This is a genomic window from Ruegeria sp. (genome assembly GCF_028066395.1).
Lineage (GTDB): Bacteria > Pseudomonadota > Alphaproteobacteria > Rhodobacterales > Rhodobacteraceae > Ruegeria.
In genome coordinates this window covers 1-16,187 of the sequence record NZ_JALCBM010000084.1, presented here as the reverse complement: position 1 = coordinate 16,187, position 16,187 = coordinate 1, and the positions used below count along the sequence as shown (strand labels likewise).

General features: G+C 58.3%; 13 protein-coding genes and 3 pseudogenes. 3 read left to right on the top strand and 13 right to left on the bottom strand.

Annotation, left to right across the window (positions count from 1 at the left end; translation table 11 throughout):
* Nucleotides 1–12 precede the first annotated feature (12 nt).
* The 8 genes and pseudogenes from MPJ51_RS19375 to MPJ51_RS19340 all read right to left on the bottom strand — a co-directional run.
* Nucleotides 13–207 (bottom strand): annotated as a pseudogene (locus tag MPJ51_RS19375) (hypothetical protein); the annotation flags it as partial.
* Between the two features lie 120 nt (nt 208–327).
* A complete protein-coding gene (locus MPJ51_RS19370) occupies nt 328–1,455 on the bottom strand; it encodes a P1 family peptidase (RefSeq protein WP_298390279.1) in 1,128 nt (375 codons plus the stop codon).
* Between the two features lie 41 nt (nt 1,456–1,496).
* Nucleotides 1,497–2,567: a P1 family peptidase gene (locus MPJ51_RS19365; protein WP_298390277.1), complete on the bottom strand. Its 1,071-nt coding sequence runs from the start codon at nt 2,565–2,567 to the stop codon at nt 1,497–1,499.
* Nucleotides 2,560–3,483, bottom strand: coding sequence for a MurR/RpiR family transcriptional regulator (locus MPJ51_RS19360; RefSeq protein WP_298390274.1), 924 nt, complete (start codon nt 3,481–3,483; stop codon nt 2,560–2,562). The genes MPJ51_RS19365 and MPJ51_RS19360 overlap by 8 nt, the downstream gene beginning before the upstream one ends.
* Nucleotides 3,480–5,096 carry an ABC transporter ATP-binding protein gene (locus MPJ51_RS19355; protein ID WP_298390271.1) on the bottom strand — a complete coding sequence of 539 codons (1,617 nt, stop codon included), beginning with the start codon at nt 5,094–5,096 and terminating at the stop codon, nt 3,480–3,482. The genes MPJ51_RS19360 and MPJ51_RS19355 overlap by 4 nt, the downstream gene beginning before the upstream one ends.
* Nucleotides 5,093–5,896: an ABC transporter permease gene (locus tag MPJ51_RS19350; protein WP_298390268.1), complete on the bottom strand. Its 804-nt coding sequence runs from the start codon at nt 5,894–5,896 to the stop codon at nt 5,093–5,095. Before MPJ51_RS19350 ends, MPJ51_RS19355 begins: the two co-directional genes overlap by 4 nt.
* Entirely contained in the window at nt 5,893–6,831 is a 939-nt protein-coding gene (locus MPJ51_RS19345) for an ABC transporter permease (protein ID WP_298390265.1), read from the bottom strand. The genes MPJ51_RS19350 and MPJ51_RS19345 overlap by 4 nt, the downstream gene beginning before the upstream one ends.
* 66 nt (nt 6,832–6,897) lie before the next feature.
* Complete coding sequence (locus tag MPJ51_RS19340) at nt 6,898–8,397, bottom strand: ABC transporter substrate-binding protein (RefSeq protein ID WP_298390261.1); 1,500 nt, start codon at nt 8,395–8,397, stop codon at nt 6,898–6,900.
* 170 nt (nt 8,398–8,567) lie between these two features.
* Here MPJ51_RS19340 and MPJ51_RS19335 point away from each other — a divergent pair.
* Nucleotides 8,568–8,889, top strand: a pseudogene (locus MPJ51_RS19335) (transposase); the annotation flags it as partial.
* 339 nt (nt 8,890–9,228) lie between these two features.
* Here MPJ51_RS19335 and MPJ51_RS19330 read toward each other — a convergent pair.
* A pseudogene (locus MPJ51_RS19330) lies at nt 9,229–9,524 on the bottom strand (IS6 family transposase); the annotation flags it as partial.
* Between the two features lie 244 nt (nt 9,525–9,768).
* Between MPJ51_RS19330 and MPJ51_RS19325 the strand changes: the two are divergent.
* Nucleotides 9,769–10,425 carry an XRE family transcriptional regulator gene (locus MPJ51_RS19325; RefSeq protein WP_298390258.1) on the top strand — a complete coding sequence of 219 codons (657 nt, stop codon included), beginning with the start codon at nt 9,769–9,771 and terminating at the stop codon, nt 10,423–10,425.
* Nucleotides 10,426–10,482: 57 nt separating this feature from the next.
* Here the strand turns inward: MPJ51_RS19325 and MPJ51_RS19320 are convergent, their stop codons facing one another.
* The 4 genes from MPJ51_RS19320 to MPJ51_RS19305 are packed head-to-tail and all read right to left on the bottom strand — an operon-like array spanning nt 10,483 to nt 14,320.
* Nucleotides 10,483–11,550, bottom strand: a complete 1,068-nt coding sequence (locus tag MPJ51_RS19320; protein ID WP_298390255.1) for a DUF3445 domain-containing protein — start codon at nt 11,548–11,550, stop codon at nt 10,483–10,485.
* Between the two features lie 13 nt (nt 11,551–11,563).
* The gene (locus MPJ51_RS19315; RefSeq protein ID WP_298390252.1) at nt 11,564–12,526 is read right to left on the bottom strand and encodes a PDR/VanB family oxidoreductase; all 963 of its coding nucleotides are present in this window, start codon (nt 12,524–12,526) and stop codon (nt 11,564–11,566) included.
* Nucleotides 12,523–13,119, bottom strand: a complete 597-nt coding sequence (locus tag MPJ51_RS19310; protein WP_298390249.1) for a dimethylamine monooxygenase subunit DmmA family protein — start codon at nt 13,117–13,119, stop codon at nt 12,523–12,525. The genes MPJ51_RS19315 and MPJ51_RS19310 overlap by 4 nt, the downstream gene beginning before the upstream one ends.
* Nucleotides 13,120–13,174: 55 nt before the next feature.
* On the bottom strand, nt 13,175–14,320 hold the full coding sequence (locus MPJ51_RS19305) for an aminomethyltransferase family protein (RefSeq protein WP_298390246.1): 1,146 nt from the start codon (nt 14,318–14,320) through the stop codon (nt 13,175–13,177).
* Between the two features lie 330 nt (nt 14,321–14,650).
* On the opposite strand from MPJ51_RS19305, the gene MPJ51_RS19300 reads away from it, so the two are divergent.
* Nucleotides 14,651–16,015, top strand: coding sequence for an ammonium transporter (locus MPJ51_RS19300; RefSeq protein WP_298390244.1), 1,365 nt, complete (start codon nt 14,651–14,653; stop codon nt 16,013–16,015).
* Nucleotides 16,016–16,187: the final 172 nt, after the last annotated feature.

The window sequence follows — 16,187 nt, the reverse complement described above, 5'->3', positions numbered from 1 at the left end:
ATACCTCGAAAATCATATCGCCGATCCTACCGACGCCAGTCGGTAGTGGTTCAGTTGGGCGAACTGCTGAAAGGGACGGAGTCCGGGTGTGAATTGACCTTTGCGGATCATGTTGACCAGTCCTATGCCAGCAGTGTTGGCCCCGCTTTTGTCGATGACGATCTTGCGTGGCGATCCGTTCACCTCTGCCAAGAGGTACATTTGAACCTCGCCTACGCCTTAGCTGACTGTCCAGTTTTCCAGGGCCACTTCAGACCGCTGTTCAAAAACCCAAGTTTCCGGCGGCTGTGAAACCGGTTCTCACCATCCGCTTGACAGGTTCAGTTTCTAAGCGGAGTCGCCAAATGCCCTGCGCAGGATGTCATGATCAATCGCGTCGATCCTGTTGTTGTCACGCCCGATCATGGTTTCTCCAGCCACCATCGCGTTCACGATGGCCTCTTCGATGCATTCGACAGCGCCGTTGTATATCGGATCAAGTGAGGTGCTAGGCAGGAAATCCAGCGATTCAACCTCACCGTCGATTGAGGGGATTTTTGAATTGGCGGTGGAAAAGGCCATGCAGATATCCCCCGAGAAATCGCTGCCCGGCGTGCCGGTTCGGCCGATGCCAATCGCCTTGCGACGGGCCAGCCGTTGCAGATAGCCAGGCAACATCGGGGCGTCAGTGCCGATGATCGTGATGATGGAACCGGTCCCGGGATCGCCGAACTCGACCGGTTCGTGGCGCAGCGTGCCCGTTTCTTTCAGGTGGGTCTGGCCAAGGGGCTGCCCCAGAATGTTCAGCTGAGGCCGGAATCCGAAATTGGACTGTACCAGAACACCAACCGTATATTGCTTGCCGCCCACCGTCACGATGCGCGAGGCCGTGCCGGTACCGCCTTTGAATTCATAGGTGATCATGCCGGTCCCACCGCCCACGTTGCCTTCGGCGACCGGGCCGCTGCGGGCGGTGTTGATCGCGTTGAACACATGGTCTTCGGTAATGTGAAAGCCGTCGATATCGTTCAGGAAGCCGTCAAATGTCTCGGCCACAAAGGGCAGCGCCCAGTTGTAGCCGCCAAGGGTGGAATTGTCGTAATGCCCGCGCATCCAGCGCGCGGTGGCCTGATGGGTGATGCCAAGGCTATGGGTGTTGGTCAGGCAAACGGGCCCGAAGAAATAGCCGTAATCGTCGATCCAGTGCGAACAGGTCATCTCTCCGGCACCGTTCAGCGTGTAAATGCCGCTCCAGACCGGTTGCAATGCGGTGGTCTTGCCCCGAGGCAGAATGGCAGTAACGCCGGTGCGCACAGGGCCCTGCCCGACGACGAGATCTCCGGAACCTTCGATCAGTGTGGTATAGCCGACTTCAACGCCCGCAATGTCGGTGATCGCATTGAAGGGGCCGGGTGTTCCCGGAAAGGGCAGGCCAAGGTCGCGTGCGCGGATGGGTTGAGAGATGTGCTTGGTCATGGGGTCCCTTCTCGGTAAGGCAACGTATCTGGCCGGACGCGTCAGCTGAAGATCGCGCGCAGCCGATTCCGGTCGATTCCGGAGCAGATCCGTCCGGCGGGTTTGAATGTCGGCGCGTCCTCGGCCGCGACCATGGCATTCACGACGGCTTCCTCGACGCTTTCCACTGCTGCAAGGTAAAGCGGGTCCATCCATTCGCCGTTCAGTTTCGGCCGCGTTGCGATCGCTCCGTCCATCTGCGGCATAGGGCCCGGATTGGCGACCGAGAACGCCAGAAATATGTCGCCGGAATTGGAACCACCCGGGCTGCCGCCCCGACCGATCCCGATCGCAGCCCGCTTGGCGACATGGCGCAGCGAAAGCTGAGACAGCGGCGCATCGGTGCCCAGGATCACGATGATTGAGCCGGTTTCGCGGTCGATCAACCGGTTTTCGGTCAACATCTGCCCCACCGGCTTGCCCAGAATGTTCAACCAGGGGCGAATGCCGTGATTGGCCTGCACCAGAGCGGCGATGGTGTATTGCGTTCCGTCAATTTCCAAGATGCGCGAGGAGGTTCCCGTCCCACCCTTGAACTCGTAACACATCATGCCATTGCCGCCACCGACACAGCCCTCGGCAACCGGGCCGGGCGCGGCCGCGTTCAGCGCGTCAAGGGCGTGCTGGGCGGTGACGAATTGCGCGTTGATATCGTTCATCACCCCGTCATAGGTTTCGGCGACAACCGGCATGGCCCAGGCATGTTCATCGCGAAAATAGTCAGCATAGGTGTCGATCATCCAGCGGGTGGCGGCGTGATGGACCATGCCGACGCCATGGGTGTTGGTGATGCAGACCGGCCCAAAGAAATAGCCCGCATCATTGATCCAATGCGTCCCGGTCATTTCGCCATTGCCGTTCAGGTCATATTGCCCGGCCCAGACCGGTTGCGGCTGGGTCTGGCCACCGCGGGGGATGATGGCCGTGACCCCGGTGCGCATGTTTTTCGACGGGTCCGTCAGGGTCGTGAACCCGACATGGACGCCAGCGACATCGGTGATGGCATTCAGCGGCCCGGGGGTTCCGGGAAATGGCAGTCCAAGATCGCGCGCGCGGGGCTTCGGGTCAGTCATTTTTGCTGTCCTTCTTGTTTCTGACGGGGCGGGATTGAAGATCGGGCTCATAGGAATAGGCGTTGAAATGCGCGCCCAGCTCGTCCATGCCCTGTTTCCGGTCAAGCGCGGGCTGGCCGATATGTGCGGTCACGCCGTTCAGGAACAACCCGAGCAGCGCAGAAAGACCCGAGGTACTGTCCCAATAGGTTCCGATGTTGGTGGCGACCGAAAGAACATGCGGTGTGTATTTTCTGGGCCAGCGGCTGAATTTGTCGGTGACCATGATCAGCGGCACATTGCGGCGCAGGCACAACTCGGCAATGCGAAAGCTGGTCTGGGCATAGGCGGCGGTATCGACCAGAACCAGGCAAGAGCGTTCAGGGTCTTCGGCAAAGACCTCGGACCAGTTGCCGCTGATCCCTTCGGCAAACCGCACACCGGGGCGGGCGTATTTCAGACGGGTGGCGAAATCCAGCGCCAGCCCCTTGGAGGCCTGAAACCCGGTGACATTGACATGTTCTGCCTGACAGACTGTGTCAATCGCGTTCACCCAGACCTGGGTTTGGGCCAGTTCATAGACGCTCATCACCGCGTCGATCTCAAGCTTCATTTGCTGGGCCAGCTCGGTTGTCGTGCCTTCGGGGATGGCAAAGCGATGCGTTGTGTCAGATGCGGGAACGCTTTGTTCCGCACGCAGTTCCATCGCAAGGCTGTGTTTGAGCGCCTTGAAGTTCTCGTACCCCAGACGACGGACAAAGCGCACAACGGTCATTTCGCTGACACCGGCACCTTCGGCAACTCGGGCGGCGCTGACAAATGGCAGATCGGCGATGTTGTCCTGACACCACAGGGCGATGGCGCTTTCGGCCCCCGACAGGTTGCTGCAACTGGCAAGCCGCTCACGGGCGCTGCGGTCTGGGTCATGTTTGCTCATCGGGACCTCATCGGTACAGCTTCTGGAAGATGGGGGATCGCCGCGATCAGGTCGCGGGTATAGTCGGTCTCGGGCGTGTCAAAGACCTGTTCTGTCGGGCCGGTTTCCACGATCTCTCCCCTGCGCATGACGATGACGGAATGGCAGAGTTTGCGGATCACCGCCAGATCGTGGCTGATAAAGATCATCGTAAGCCCGCGTTCTTTCTGCAGGCGAAGCAGAAGATCAAGGATCTGGGCCTGCAGCGTGACATCTAGGGCCGAGGTGATTTCATCGGCAATCAGCACGCGGGGATTCATTGCCAATGCTCGGGCAATCGCGACACGCTGGCATTGCCCACCCGAAAGCTGCCCCGGGATTTTCGAGGCAAGCTCGGGCCACAGGTCCACCTGGGCCATCAGATCGGCCACCTGATCAGGCACGTCTGAAGGTGCACACAGCCGGTGCCGACGAAGCGGTTCGGCAATGGCGTTGTAAATAGTCATGCGTGGGTTCAGCGCCTCGTAAGGATGCTGGTAGATCAACTGAACATCCCGCAGATAACCGACGCGCCGCGCCCCGGTGATCTGGGCCGCATTGCCGTCAAAGCCGATCTTGCCGGCGACCGGTTGAACAAGCCCCACCAGCGCACGGGCAATCGTCGATTTGCCCGAACCGCTTTCACCGACAATGCCAAGCGCCTCGCCGGGGCGGACGACGAGGTTGCCGTCGCGCACTGCAGTAAAGCGGCTGTCGCCACCGGTGAAAAGATCGCTCAGCGTTCTGTTGCCGAACCGGACATGCAGGTTGCGGGCCTCGATCAGTGGCGTGCCAGAGGTCCCGCGCCGGGCGGTGGTTATGGCCTGTCGATCCGGGTGCGAGGCGATCAGCATTCGGGTATAGTCATGCTGCGGGTTGCCGATTACATCGGCAACCGGGCCTGCCTCGACCAGTTCCGAGCGGCGCATGACAATGAGATCGTCGCAGACCGCCGAAACCGCCCCCAGATCGTGGCTGACGAAGATGATCGACAGACCGTGGTCGCGGCGCAATTCGTTCAGCAGGTCCAGGATGCGTTTCTGAACCGTGGCATCCAGCGCCGTGGTCGGTTCATCGGCCAGCAGGATGTCGGCCTGACAAGCCAGTGCTCCGGCGATCATCACGCGCTGTTTCATCCCACCCGAGAGCTGATGCGGATAGGCGTGCAGCCAGTTTTCGGGGTTGGGGATACGCACCAGTTCCAGAAGTCGCAGCACCTCTTGTCGGATTTTCGTGCCGCTGAGGTCGGTATGCTTGCGCAGGGACTCTGCCACCTGATCACCCACCCGCATCAGCGGATCGAGATGCGAGGCCGGGCTTTGAAACACCATGGCGATGTGCTTGCCGCGCAGCCCGTCCAGTTCTGACTCAGAAGCATCAAGGATGGACTGGCCGTCAAACCGCACGCTCCCGCTGATGCGGGCGGTATCGGGCAACAGGCGCACAAGCGCACGGCAGGTCACCGACTTGCCGGAACCACTTTCGCCGACAATCCCAAGCGCGCCGCCACGTTCCAGATCAAACGAGACGTTGCTGACCGCGGTCAGCGCACCGAACTTCACCGTCAGGTCGCGGACTGAGAGAAGCGCCGTCATCTTTCGATCCTCAGCATACGGGCCAGACCATCACCAATCAGCGCAAAGCCGATCCCCAGCAGGATCATCGCCAGTCCGGGGAAGAAACTGATCCACCACGCGGTTGAGACATAGATCTGACCCTCGGCAATCATGATCCCCCACTCCGGTGTCGGCGGGGCAACGCCCATGCCCAGAAAACCAAGCGCTGCGCCGAAAAGGATCACCAGCGTCACGTCGGTCATCATATAGACCACGACTGGCGACAATGCGTTGGGAAGCACGTGACGCAACAGGATATAGCCATGAGAGAACCCCATCGTGCGGGCAGCCAGCACAAACTCCTGACTGCGCAGGACAATGGCTTCGGCCCGCGCCAACCGCGCATAACCGACCCATCCCACCATCGCCAGCGCGATGAAGTAGTTCTCGATCCCCGGCCCCAGCACAGCAACGATGGCCAGAACCAGAACGAAAAACGGAAACGGCACCGTGATGTCCAAAAGGCGCATGGCCAGCATCTCGACCCAGCCGCCGAAATAGCCCGCCAGCAGGCCGATGGTCATGCCGATCACCATCGGCGAGATGACGCCCAGCAGACCGATGTAAAGCGCAAGCCGGGTGCCATAGATCACGCGGCTGTAGATGTCGCGCCCCACGTTATCCGTTCCGAACCAATGCTCGGAACTCGGTGGGGCAAGAATGGCCTCGAAATTGATGGCGATGGGGTCACTGGTGGCCAGCAGCGGGGCGGCCAGTGCAACGATCCCCCAGAGGACGACCAGCGTCAGACCACATAGGAACATGGGAGAAATCCTCATGCCGTGATCCTCGGGTCGATGACGGTGGACAGCAGATCGACAGCCAGCATGACCAGCATCGTTGTCAGTGCAAAGACCAGCGTTGCCCCCTGCACGACGAAGTAGTCGCGCGCCAGAATACTGTCGACCATAAGGTTGCCCATGCCGGGCACCGCATAGACGGTTTCGACAATGACCGAGCCACCCAGAAGATAGGCGACGATGACGGCGAAAAGGTTCAGCGTCGGCAGTACCGAATTCGGGAATACATGGGTTCGAAAGACCTGCTTCCGGCCCAGTCCCTTGGACAGCCCGGCCTGCACATAGTCACGGTTCATTTCGTCCAGCAGGGCAGCCCGCAGATTGCGCACCAGAATGGGCACGACCCAGATCATTGTTGACAGCGCAGGCAGGAACAGATGCCACATGTGTTCCGAAAAGGTTTCGCCATATCCGCTGACAGGGAACCATCCCAGTTGCGCGCCAAAAAAGCGCGCAAACAGCAGCGCCAGCCAGAAGACCGGAACGGCCAGACCCAGCACACCGATGACCCGGATCACCTGATCCGCGACGCCATTGGGCTTGCGTGCACTCAGCACGGACAGGAACACCACCGGCGGCAGCGTCAGAACCACGGTATAGATCACCAGGAAAAGCGTCACCGGATAGTGCCGTGCTATCAGGTCCGCCACCGGCTGACGATACCGCAGCGAATTGCCGAGATCGCCTTGAACAAGGTTCTTCAGGTAGATGAAATACTGCTTCAGGATCGGTTCATCGAGCCCGTAGCGTTCGCGGACAAGCGCAATCATGTCGGCATCGGCCCGCGCCCCGGCCAAAAGCCGGATCGGATCGCCCGGCGTGGCGGCCATCAACACGAAGGTCACGACACTGACACCCAAAAGCACGGGCAGCGCCATAAGCAGCCGCCAGCAGATGTATTTCAACGTGCTCATCGTGCTCCGTTCCGAAAAAGGACTTGCCTTTCCCGGCGCGGAAAGACCCGCGCCGGGACAAGAACATCAGTCGCCGACAATCTCGGTCTCTTCCAATGTCCACTGCAGCGACGGCGTCAGCGTCAGGCCACTGATCCTGCTCGAATAGGCGTTTGGATGCGGCGGATAGTAGATCGGGATCTGGGCCAGTTCATCGACTGAAATCCGCTGGATTTCGTGATACATGGCGGCGCGCTTTTCCTCGTCCTGCTCGTGCAGGGCGGCGTCGGTCAACTCATTGATCCGCTCGTTGTTGTAGTTGGTATAGTAGGATCTGTTTCCACATGTGCCGCACAGCGCCCAACGCACCGCCAGATCGGGGTCTTCGGTCTCGTTGTACCACCAGGTCGCCGTAACCTGATATTCACCACCCAGCACGCGATCCCACCACAGGCCGCCATCGACCACCTCAACAATGGTGTTGAACCCAACCGCATCCCACTGCGCCTTGTAGAGCGTTGCAAGTTCCTGACGGCCAGGCACGATCAGCAGCTCGATCTCGGTTCCGACAGCATCTTCGGCCTCAAGCAGGGCACGTGCACCGTCGGGATCGTAGGCCGGGGGCTGGACATCCTCGGCATAGTAGCTCAGCGCGTTCGGCAGGGTTGAATTCGCCACTTGGGCACGGCCTTGCGTGGCCACTTTGGCGACGGCCTCACGGTTCAGCGCCATGGCTGCGGCCTTGCGTATGTTGAGGTTGTCAAACGGCGCCGCGGTATGATTTGGCAACAAGATAACAATGACGGTCGATTCATCCAGCGGGATAGAGATGTTATCCGCCGCATTCAGTTCATCAACCTGTGGCCACGGTACATCGCGGCTGACGTCGATTTCACCGGCCAGCATCATGGTCGAGCGGGCATTGTTGTCGGTGACCTCGATCAGATCGACACCGGCGATCTTGGGATAGCCTTCGCGCCAGTAATGCGGGTTGGCCTTAAGCGTCAGCCGGTCATTGGGCTTCCAGTCCTGAACCGTGAATGGCCCCGAGGTTACTGCATTGGCGTCAAAAGCGTCCTCACCCCGCGCTTCGACATCGTCCTTGCTGACGATGCCCGCATTGAAGATTGCGGTATAGGCCAGCAGTGGCGCACTTGGCTTTGTAAGGATGATCTGTACCGTATCCTCGTCAACTGCCTTGACCTCGCTGATCGAGGCGAACGGTGCGGGATAGGCTGAATTCTCTCCACCTGCGCGGGTCAGGCTAAAGGCCACATCTTCGGCAGTGATGGTGCTGCCATCCGAGAATTTGGCATCGCGCAGTTCGAACTGATAGACCAGCTTGTCATCTGAAATGGTCCAGCTTTCGGCCAGGCCGGGTTCAAGACTGCCATCGGCATTCTGGCGCAGCAGATGCGTGTAAAGCTGCCCATAGGCTTCGATATTGCCCGCCGCAGCAGCCGAAATCGGGTCAAGCGACGTCACCTTATAAGGTGAAGCGATACGCACAATGTTATCGGCGCAGGCAACTCCGGCAGACAGCACCACCGCCGCTGCCCCTGGAAGGATGTAGGATAGTTTCAACATTCTAAGGCCCCCATAGGATCGAATCAGATGCTTGCAGGAAAGCTAACATAAAAGTTTAGGATTGTTAGTTTTTAATCTTGATATGTGATAAACCGGGGTTAGAGCGGCGTTGTTGCACAAATGCGGTGCTGTGGATTCATCTCGAGAATCCAGTGTGATAGCTGGCGAGCATGAGCAGTTTGCCCCCGACAAACTACCAGACAGAGAACTGGCCTTCGTACACCGCGGCGCTGAAGCAGGGAGGTTCGCTGTCGATTAGGTTTGATCTAAAGATGACCTGAGAGCCACCGCCAAGTGGCAAGCGTGGTCGTCAGCAGGGTTACAGCGATGCCGCGATCCAGGCGTGTCTGACCTTGAAGGTGTTGTTTGGTATGCCGCTCAGACAGACGACCGGGTTTGTAGCGAGCCTTTTATGATTGGCTGGACTGGGCCGTGCCCGACTACGGCACGTTGTGTCGCCGCCAGAAAACGCTGAATGTGATGCTGCCCTACGGGGTATCTTGGAATCATGCCTAACGCATGTGCCATCACTTCAATGGTCTTGCTGTCTCGGTTTCTTTTCCTTTCGATATCAAACAGTCCTGATCCTGTAGGGCTCTTCGCGCGTGAGCATGGCCCAGATGATCCGTGCTGTTTGTTGGCCAGCGCCACTGCGACGAAGTTCGCGGGCTTGCGCTCCAGCAGGTCAGCGAACCATAGCGTAACGTGCCGCCCGATCTTATTGTGTGACCATGGGGCGCGTAGACAATGAACGGACCTATGCGGGTAACGTAAGCTGCCCCAAACCAGAACATTGGGCGTTTTGGGTCGAATGTCTGGTTCGTCCGCATTGCCGCGTCTATCGATGGCCCGATAAAGACAGGTCCATTCACCCTTCACTATCCCATATGTCCCATCCATGCACCATGAACGGTCGGCGGGACGCTTTTATACCTCGAAGCATCATTAGCTACGAGACCGGCGTATCGGCTCTCCCAACGGTTCAGCGACGCGTGATCCAGGTCAACACCCCGTTCCGCCAAGATTTCTCTCAGGTCCCGACATGACAGGCTGTATCGGAGAGAGAAGAAAACGGCGTACAAAATCACTTCTCTCGGAGAATGCGCGCCCTTGAAGGAGATCATGATCCAACCTTCAACCGAATATTGCCGCTCGCCACGCAGGCACTAACGCCACTATGGTCGATGGTCAAAACTTTGCAGCAGATCCCTTCAGTATCTGAAAGTGCATTCCGCCAAATGAGGCATCCGGCCTCTGCCGGAAGTGGTTCACTATTTGGGGACTTTGGTGCTAGGCTTGATAAAAGTCCTTTGTGTGTCAGACAATACCCGACCGCGGACTCCAGATTGGATACAAGAAGGCACAAAACGCATGAAAGTCGAGAAGGTGAATGCGGGACTGGCATCGAAATTGACTCAGAACCCACACTCGGTCCGATCAGGAGATCGTGAGAAAGTTCTGGAAGTTGCCATCGGCCGCGAAGTCCGTGCCTTTCGCAAACAACAGAACACAACAGTCGCCGAGCTGGCACAGATGACGGGGCTTTCGATCGGGATGTTATCCAAGATCGAAAACGGCAACACATCACCATCACTGACCACGCTGCAACTGCTGGCCGATGCCCTGTCTGTCCCGCTCACCAGCTTTTTTCGCAGGTTCGAGGAACGACGAGAGGCGGTTCACACCAAAGCCGGTGAAGGGGTCGAGCTTGAACGCGAAGGCACTCGTGCGAACCATCAGTACAACCTGCTGGGGCATATCGGCGCCAACGGGTCAGGGGTGATCGTCGAACCCTATCTGATCACTCTGACTGCTGAATCCGACATCTTTCCCACGTTCCAGCATGGCGGGATCGAAACGATCTACATGCTCGAAGGAGAGGTCGATTACCGTCACGGGGATCAGGTGTACCCTCTGAAGCCCGGGGATACTTTGTTCTTTGACGCGGATGCGCCGCACGGACCGGAACGGCTGGTTTCGCTTCCAGCCCGTTATCTGTCGGTCATCAGCTATCCGCAGAACAACTGACACAAGGCAAAGACCACGACGCATGGGCCGTGGTCTTTTACCACTTTTCGCGCAGGACTATTTGGTTAAGGGCGGTTCCGTTTCCAAGTCCGGCCAGACACCGGGCGAGGTCGGCAATCCGTCATCGAACTGGCTAAGATACTCCAGCATCAGCGGGCGATTGTTGATGAACCCCTTATAGGTCGCCAGCTCGACCGGCAGGTCGCGGACGACGCGATGCAGGCGGCGGCCCCATTTGGGCACGGTCATCAGATCCTCGAACGCGCAGAGATAGCAGCGGATCGGAAAGACCAGCGCGTTCGAACGCGGCAGGCGGAAGAAGGTCTGCAACTCGACCCGCAGATGCTGTTTGCGACCGATGTTTTCCGGGGTCAGCGTGGTTTTCTGGATACCCCATTTGCTGTAGTTTTCCGGGCTGGTATCCAGCAGCGGATTCACCGTCATGGTCCAGTTCAGCCGACGGGCCGGGGCACCTTGCTGGATGTTCAGCAGAAATTTCAGTGCACGCTGAAAAACACCCATTTCATGCGCCAGAGGCACCGGGGCGTGCCATTCGAAAAAGTTCATGCCGATGTCGAAATCCAAGCTCCAATCCGCCTGGGTCGTGACCATCCCGGCATCCATCCAAAGCATGTCGTCACGCTGATCCAGAACGGCATAGTCGCCCTGCGCCTGACGGGTAATGTACTCCATCGGCCCGTAAGGCAGGGTGGTTTCGTCCATGAAGGTAAAGCTGTGGTCGATGCCCAAGGGCTTGTTGATCCAGCGCCACTGATTGCCATTGCGGTGCAGTTCGAACAGGTCGGGATAGTCTTCGGACTTGCTGACCATGATCAGTTCCAGCAGGTCCCAGCCCGCCAGCGTCATGTGCGGCAAGGACTGACAGCGCAGCGGGTCCTGATCCAGAACGATGGCGCGGTCCTTCATCTCGGACACATAGTGCTCGTCTACATCAAAGCGTTTTTCATAGACCGACCCCTCGGGTCCGCCGCGATGCTGCTCCATGTTGACCGAGTACATGTAGCTGTCTTCGTGAAACGGGAAAGGAAAGCGTTTGATCGCCCATTCCGAGTTTCGGAAGGTATAGTCATCGCGGAAGGACTCGTCGTTGAATTGAATGGTCATGTCGGGCCTCCTCTCAGCGGTCCAGCACGAGGGACTTGCCCTCGAAACGCGATACGCAGGGCATGATCTTTTTGCCTGCGGCTTTTTCTTCATCGGTCAGCCAATGGTCGCGGTGGACGAAATTGCCTTCGTGATCCAGCACCACGGTTTCGCACTGGCCGCAGGCACCGCCCCGGCACAGATACGGCGCATCGACGCCTTCACGCTCAATAGCTTCCAACAGGCTTTCATGTTCTCCGACATAAACGGTTTTACCCGAGGCTTTCAGATGAACCTCGAACGGTTTGCCGGGCTGCGGGGCCAGGAATTCTTCGTAATGGATGCAATCGGCAGGCCAACCCTGCGCCTGCGCTGTGTTGCAAACCCAGTCGATCATGCCTTTGGGACCACAGACATAGACATGGGTGCCCAGCGGCTGACCATTCAACAGACCTTTGAGGTCGATCGCCTGTTTCTGATCGTCGTAATAGATGTGGGTCTCGTGCGGATGCCGCTCGGCCAACTCATCCGCGTAAGAGGCCAGCGCCTGATTGCGGCAGGCATAGTGCAGTTCCCATTGGCCATGCAGAACGTCCAGTTGCTTGATCTGTGCCAGAAACGGCGTGATGCCGATCCCGCCGGCCAGAAACAGATGTTTGCGGGCGCGCAAATCAAGCGAGAACAAATTGACCGGGTAACTGATGGTCATTTCATCACCCAGCTTGACCTGCCGGTGCATGAACAAGGACCCGCCCCGGCCCTGATCGTCACGCCGCACCGAAATGGTATAAGAGGACTGTTCGAACGGATCGGACATTAACGAATACGGGTTTAGCCGGGTAATACCACCATCCTGCATTTCGACAACGGTATGGGCACCACCCGAAAAGGTTGGCAATTGGCCCCCGTCAACGCGTTCAAACCGGAACCGCGTCACCAATTCGTTCAGCGGGGTGATTTCGGTCACTTTGACCTGAATTTTCTCGGCGCCGCTCATTCATAGATTCCTTTCGGCTCGGGCACGTTGCCGTGATCTTCGGCATCGACGCGCACGCCCTGATAGGCGGCATGGCGGCGCGAATAGTGATCGCGCACAAACAGGTTCAACCCGCAATGGGAACAGACAAAGGGATCAACCTCGACATCTTCGGTGATGCCCTTGCAATGCACACATTGCATCCGCCGCGCCGTCGATCCGCGATGTTCGGTCTGAATGGCGGTGTGCGGAAGACCAACGGCCATGGCTTCGTTCATGGCCTGACCCATCATGCCTTCGGTGCCGGTCAGATAGACCTGTAACCCCATATGCGCGTCTTCCAGCACGCGACGAATGCGCGGCAGAGCGGCCCCATAGGATGGACCTTCGTAGAACTGCGCCGGAGTCAGCGCCCGCAACTTGTCGGCATAATCCGTGCCACGTGGAATATAGATGATATGGGTTTTCGCCATCAGGTCGGGTGTCGCTATATCAAGAACGGCTTCGGCCCCCTCGGCCTCGGCGATCATGAGATGATGTTCACCTGAGCGAAACTCTAGCGTGCCCCAGACCGGGCGGCTTGCGATTGACTTGGGAAATTCGAACTTTGACATTACGCCCTCAGATATGAAAAGGGCGCGACGGTCAGCCCGTCGCGCCCTTGTAACTTCAGCCCTTTGCGGTGCGGATGGCCTTGTCCTTGTCGTAGAATGGCATCTCTTCGGCGGTGGCGGCGATCTCGGTCCCATCGCCGTTGCGCACCGTTAGCGCGGTGCCTGGGGAAGCACAGGCCACAGGCATCCGCGCGATGCCCACGTTATGGCCGTTTATCTCGGAATACATGCCGTAGGTGACCACCCCGACCTTTTCGCCATTTTGCAGCAGATCTGCGCCTTCATCTGCCGGGGTCGTGCCGTCAAGCTTGACGCCGTAGATCTTGAACCGCTCTTTGCCCTTCGCGGCATAGTGGTTTTCGGCACCGATAAAGCCGGTTTTTCCGGGCGAGACGGTGAAGTCCAGACCCAGCTCCCAAAGGGTATCGCCGCAGGTTTCGTTATCGAACGGATAGGTTTCCGAATTGTCGCCGGGATAGAACAGCAGATAGCTTTCGGTGCGCAGCAGATCGAGCGTCGAGAACTGGACCGGCACGATGCCCATATCCTTGCCTTCGGACAGAATATTGTCCCACAGATGCACAGCGTGCTTGGCCTCACAGAAAATCTCGTACCCGCGTTCGCCGGTATAACCGGTGCGCGAGATCATCACCGGGCAGCCGAACAGCTTGGTCTGCATAATGCCGAAATAGGCCAGATCGCGGATGCCGGGGACATGGTTGGCCAGAAACTCCACCGCCACAGGTCCTTGCAACGACATGTCATGCATGTCGTCATCAAAAATGACCGCGCAGTTCTTGCCCGCCGCAACGGATGTAAGCTGCTCCATCCCGGTGCCGGTGCCATGCACCACCAGCCACGTGTTCACCGACAGGCGGTAGATGATGCAGTCATCAACGAACTTGCCCTGATCGTTCAGGATCGAGGCATAGGTCGAGCGCCCCGGCATGATCTTTTCGACATTGCGGGTGGTGACGCGGTCGATGACATAAGCCGCGTCTTCGCCGACCACATGCACCTTTTTCAGGCCCGATACGTCCATCAGACCCGCCTTGGTCCGGATCGCTCCGTAATCCGCTTTGGCGCGTTCGGGGCTGTGGTCGTAGAACCAGGCAGTTCCCATGCCGTTCCAGTCCTCAAGCTCGCCGCCGATCTCGGCATGACGCTGCGCCAGGGCGGACGTCCTCCATAGAATGGCCATGGTACTGATCTCCCGTTGATAGCGATTTGTTGGGCATATTGAGGCCGATGTCAGAATGAAAATCAATACTTCCGTGCAGAAATTTTTCCTGATGGGAAAAGGGGTGGAACTCTAAACAAGAGATAGCAGCCTCTGGAAAGTCTTCGCACACAACCCTTTGTACGCAGAAATACCCCCTAGGCTGGCAGGGGGCGCAACCGGAATAAACATGACCGTCGCACATATCTATTGACAGGTTGCAAGTGAAATTGTCCCATGAGTGCACAATATTTACTGGCAGGAATAAGCTGCAAGGTAAACCTGCCGTAACTCAACAGGGGAGACTGCGAAGTGGACGGCAATCTAAATGCACTAACGACGGTGTTTACCGAATTCTATTATTTCGTGACGGTCGTGTTCATGTTCCTTATCCATGTGGGCTTTTGCATGTACGAGGTCGGCGCCAGCCGTGCCCGTAACCACATGCACACATTGATGAAAAACATCATGATCATCCCGCTGGTGACGGTAACCTTCTTCTTCTTTGGATGGTGGATTTACTGGGCGTTTCCGAACTTCCCCTTCTGGGGCGGGCTGGACAGTGAATCCGGCGCGGCAAACCTGCCGTGGGCCGAGACGATGGGCACCAATCTGAGCGACAGAATCACCGGCGTGTTCTGGGCGGCGTTCTTGCTGTTCTCGTGGACGGCGGCTTCGATTGTGTCGGGATCGGTGATCGAACGGATCAGATCTTCGGCCCTTTGGGTGCATGCGGTGATGATCGGATCGGTCTGGTGGATCATCGACGCGGCATGGGGCTGGCACTATGGCGGCTGGATGGTGCGCTTGTTGGGTTATCACGATGCCTATGCCTCGGGCGTGATCCATGCGATTGCGGGCGGCTACGCGCTGGGTGTTCTGATGGTGCTGGGGCCGCGGATCGGCAAGTTCGCTAAGGACGGCACGCCGCGGGATATTCCACCGCATAACCCGTGGATGCTGACCATCGGGATTTTCCTGATCTACACCGGGTTCTGGGGCTTCTATGCCGCCTGCAACGTACCAGCGATCTCACCCGAAGCAATCGATGGTCAGATCACTGGCGTGACCTGGACCGCGACCAATATCTATCTGGCCCCGACCACGCTGTCGGCGATCACCTTCAACTTCCTGATGTCGCTGTCTGGCGGTCTGATGGCGGCCTATGTGATCTCAAAGGGTGACGCGTTCTGGACCTTCTCGGGCGGTCTGGCCGGTATCATCACCGCATCGGCGGGCAACGACCTGTATCACCCGATTCAGGCCATGATCATTGCCGCAATCGGTGTCGTGATCGTGTATCGCCTGCACTATTGGGTCGAGCGCCGGTTCAAGATCGACGACGCAGTGGGCGCGGTTGCCGTACATGGCTATGCCGGGTTTGTCGGCCTCGTGATCTCGGGCTTTGTGCTGTGGGGCGTTCCGTCCTCACCGTATGAAGGCTATGCCGCGATCAACCCGATCGGTCAGATCACCGGTGCGGTCATCATGTTCTTTGTTCTGGGTTTCCTGCCCGGTTTCATCCTGGCCAAGATGCAGGCCGCCGCAGGCGTGCTGCGAATCCCGGAAGAGGTCGAGCTTCAGGGTCTCGATTACGCCGAACACCACGCCTACGAAGACGCCAAAGCGGCGATCATCAAGGCTGACAAGGAACATCTGGCCACCGCAGCCAAGTAAGGGAGAAAGCACATGTCTACAAACGGATACTCGAACTGGGCTGTCGATTTGGCCGAAGTGGGACCGGTCTATCCCTTTCAGGGGTACGAGGTGCTGATGGTGATCATTGGCGTGATCTTCTGGCTCGGCTGGCATCGCATTCAGTTTGTTCGCGAGGGCGAGCATCTTGAGA

Bases quoted from the DNA above. Each gene is read 5' to 3' on its own strand.
- MPJ51_RS19315 (WP_298390252.1), bottom strand. From the start codon at position 12,526: ATGAGCGGCGCCGAGAAAATTCAGGTCAAAGTGACCGAAATCACCCCG.
- MPJ51_RS19310 (WP_298390249.1), bottom strand. From the start codon at position 13,119: ATGTCAAAGTTCGAATTTCCCAAGTCAATCGCAAGCCGCCCGGTCTGG.
- MPJ51_RS19325 (WP_298390258.1), top strand. From the start codon at position 9,769: ATGAAAGTCGAGAAGGTGAATGCGGGACTGGCATCGAAATTGACTCAG.
- MPJ51_RS19320 (WP_298390255.1), bottom strand. From the start codon at position 11,550: ATGACCATTCAATTCAACGACGAGTCCTTCCGCGATGACTATACCTTC.
- MPJ51_RS19350 (WP_298390268.1), bottom strand. From the start codon at position 5,896: ATGAGGATTTCTCCCATGTTCCTATGTGGTCTGACGCTGGTCGTCCTC.
- MPJ51_RS19305 (WP_298390246.1), bottom strand. From the start codon at position 14,320: ATGGCCATTCTATGGAGGACGTCCGCCCTGGCGCAGCGTCATGCCGAG.
- MPJ51_RS19355 (WP_298390271.1), bottom strand. From the start codon at position 5,096: ATGACGGCGCTTCTCTCAGTCCGCGACCTGACGGTGAAGTTCGGTGCG.
- MPJ51_RS19360 (WP_298390274.1), bottom strand. From the start codon at position 3,483: ATGAGCAAACATGACCCAGACCGCAGCGCCCGTGAGCGGCTTGCCAGT.
- MPJ51_RS19365 (WP_298390277.1), bottom strand. From the start codon at position 2,567: ATGACTGACCCGAAGCCCCGCGCGCGCGATCTTGGACTGCCATTTCCC.
- MPJ51_RS19340 (WP_298390261.1), bottom strand. From the start codon at position 8,397: ATGTTGAAACTATCCTACATCCTTCCAGGGGCAGCGGCGGTGGTGCTG.
- MPJ51_RS19370 (WP_298390279.1), bottom strand. From the start codon at position 1,455: ATGACCAAGCACATCTCTCAACCCATCCGCGCACGCGACCTTGGCCTG.
- MPJ51_RS19345 (WP_298390265.1), bottom strand. From the start codon at position 6,831: ATGAGCACGTTGAAATACATCTGCTGGCGGCTGCTTATGGCGCTGCCC.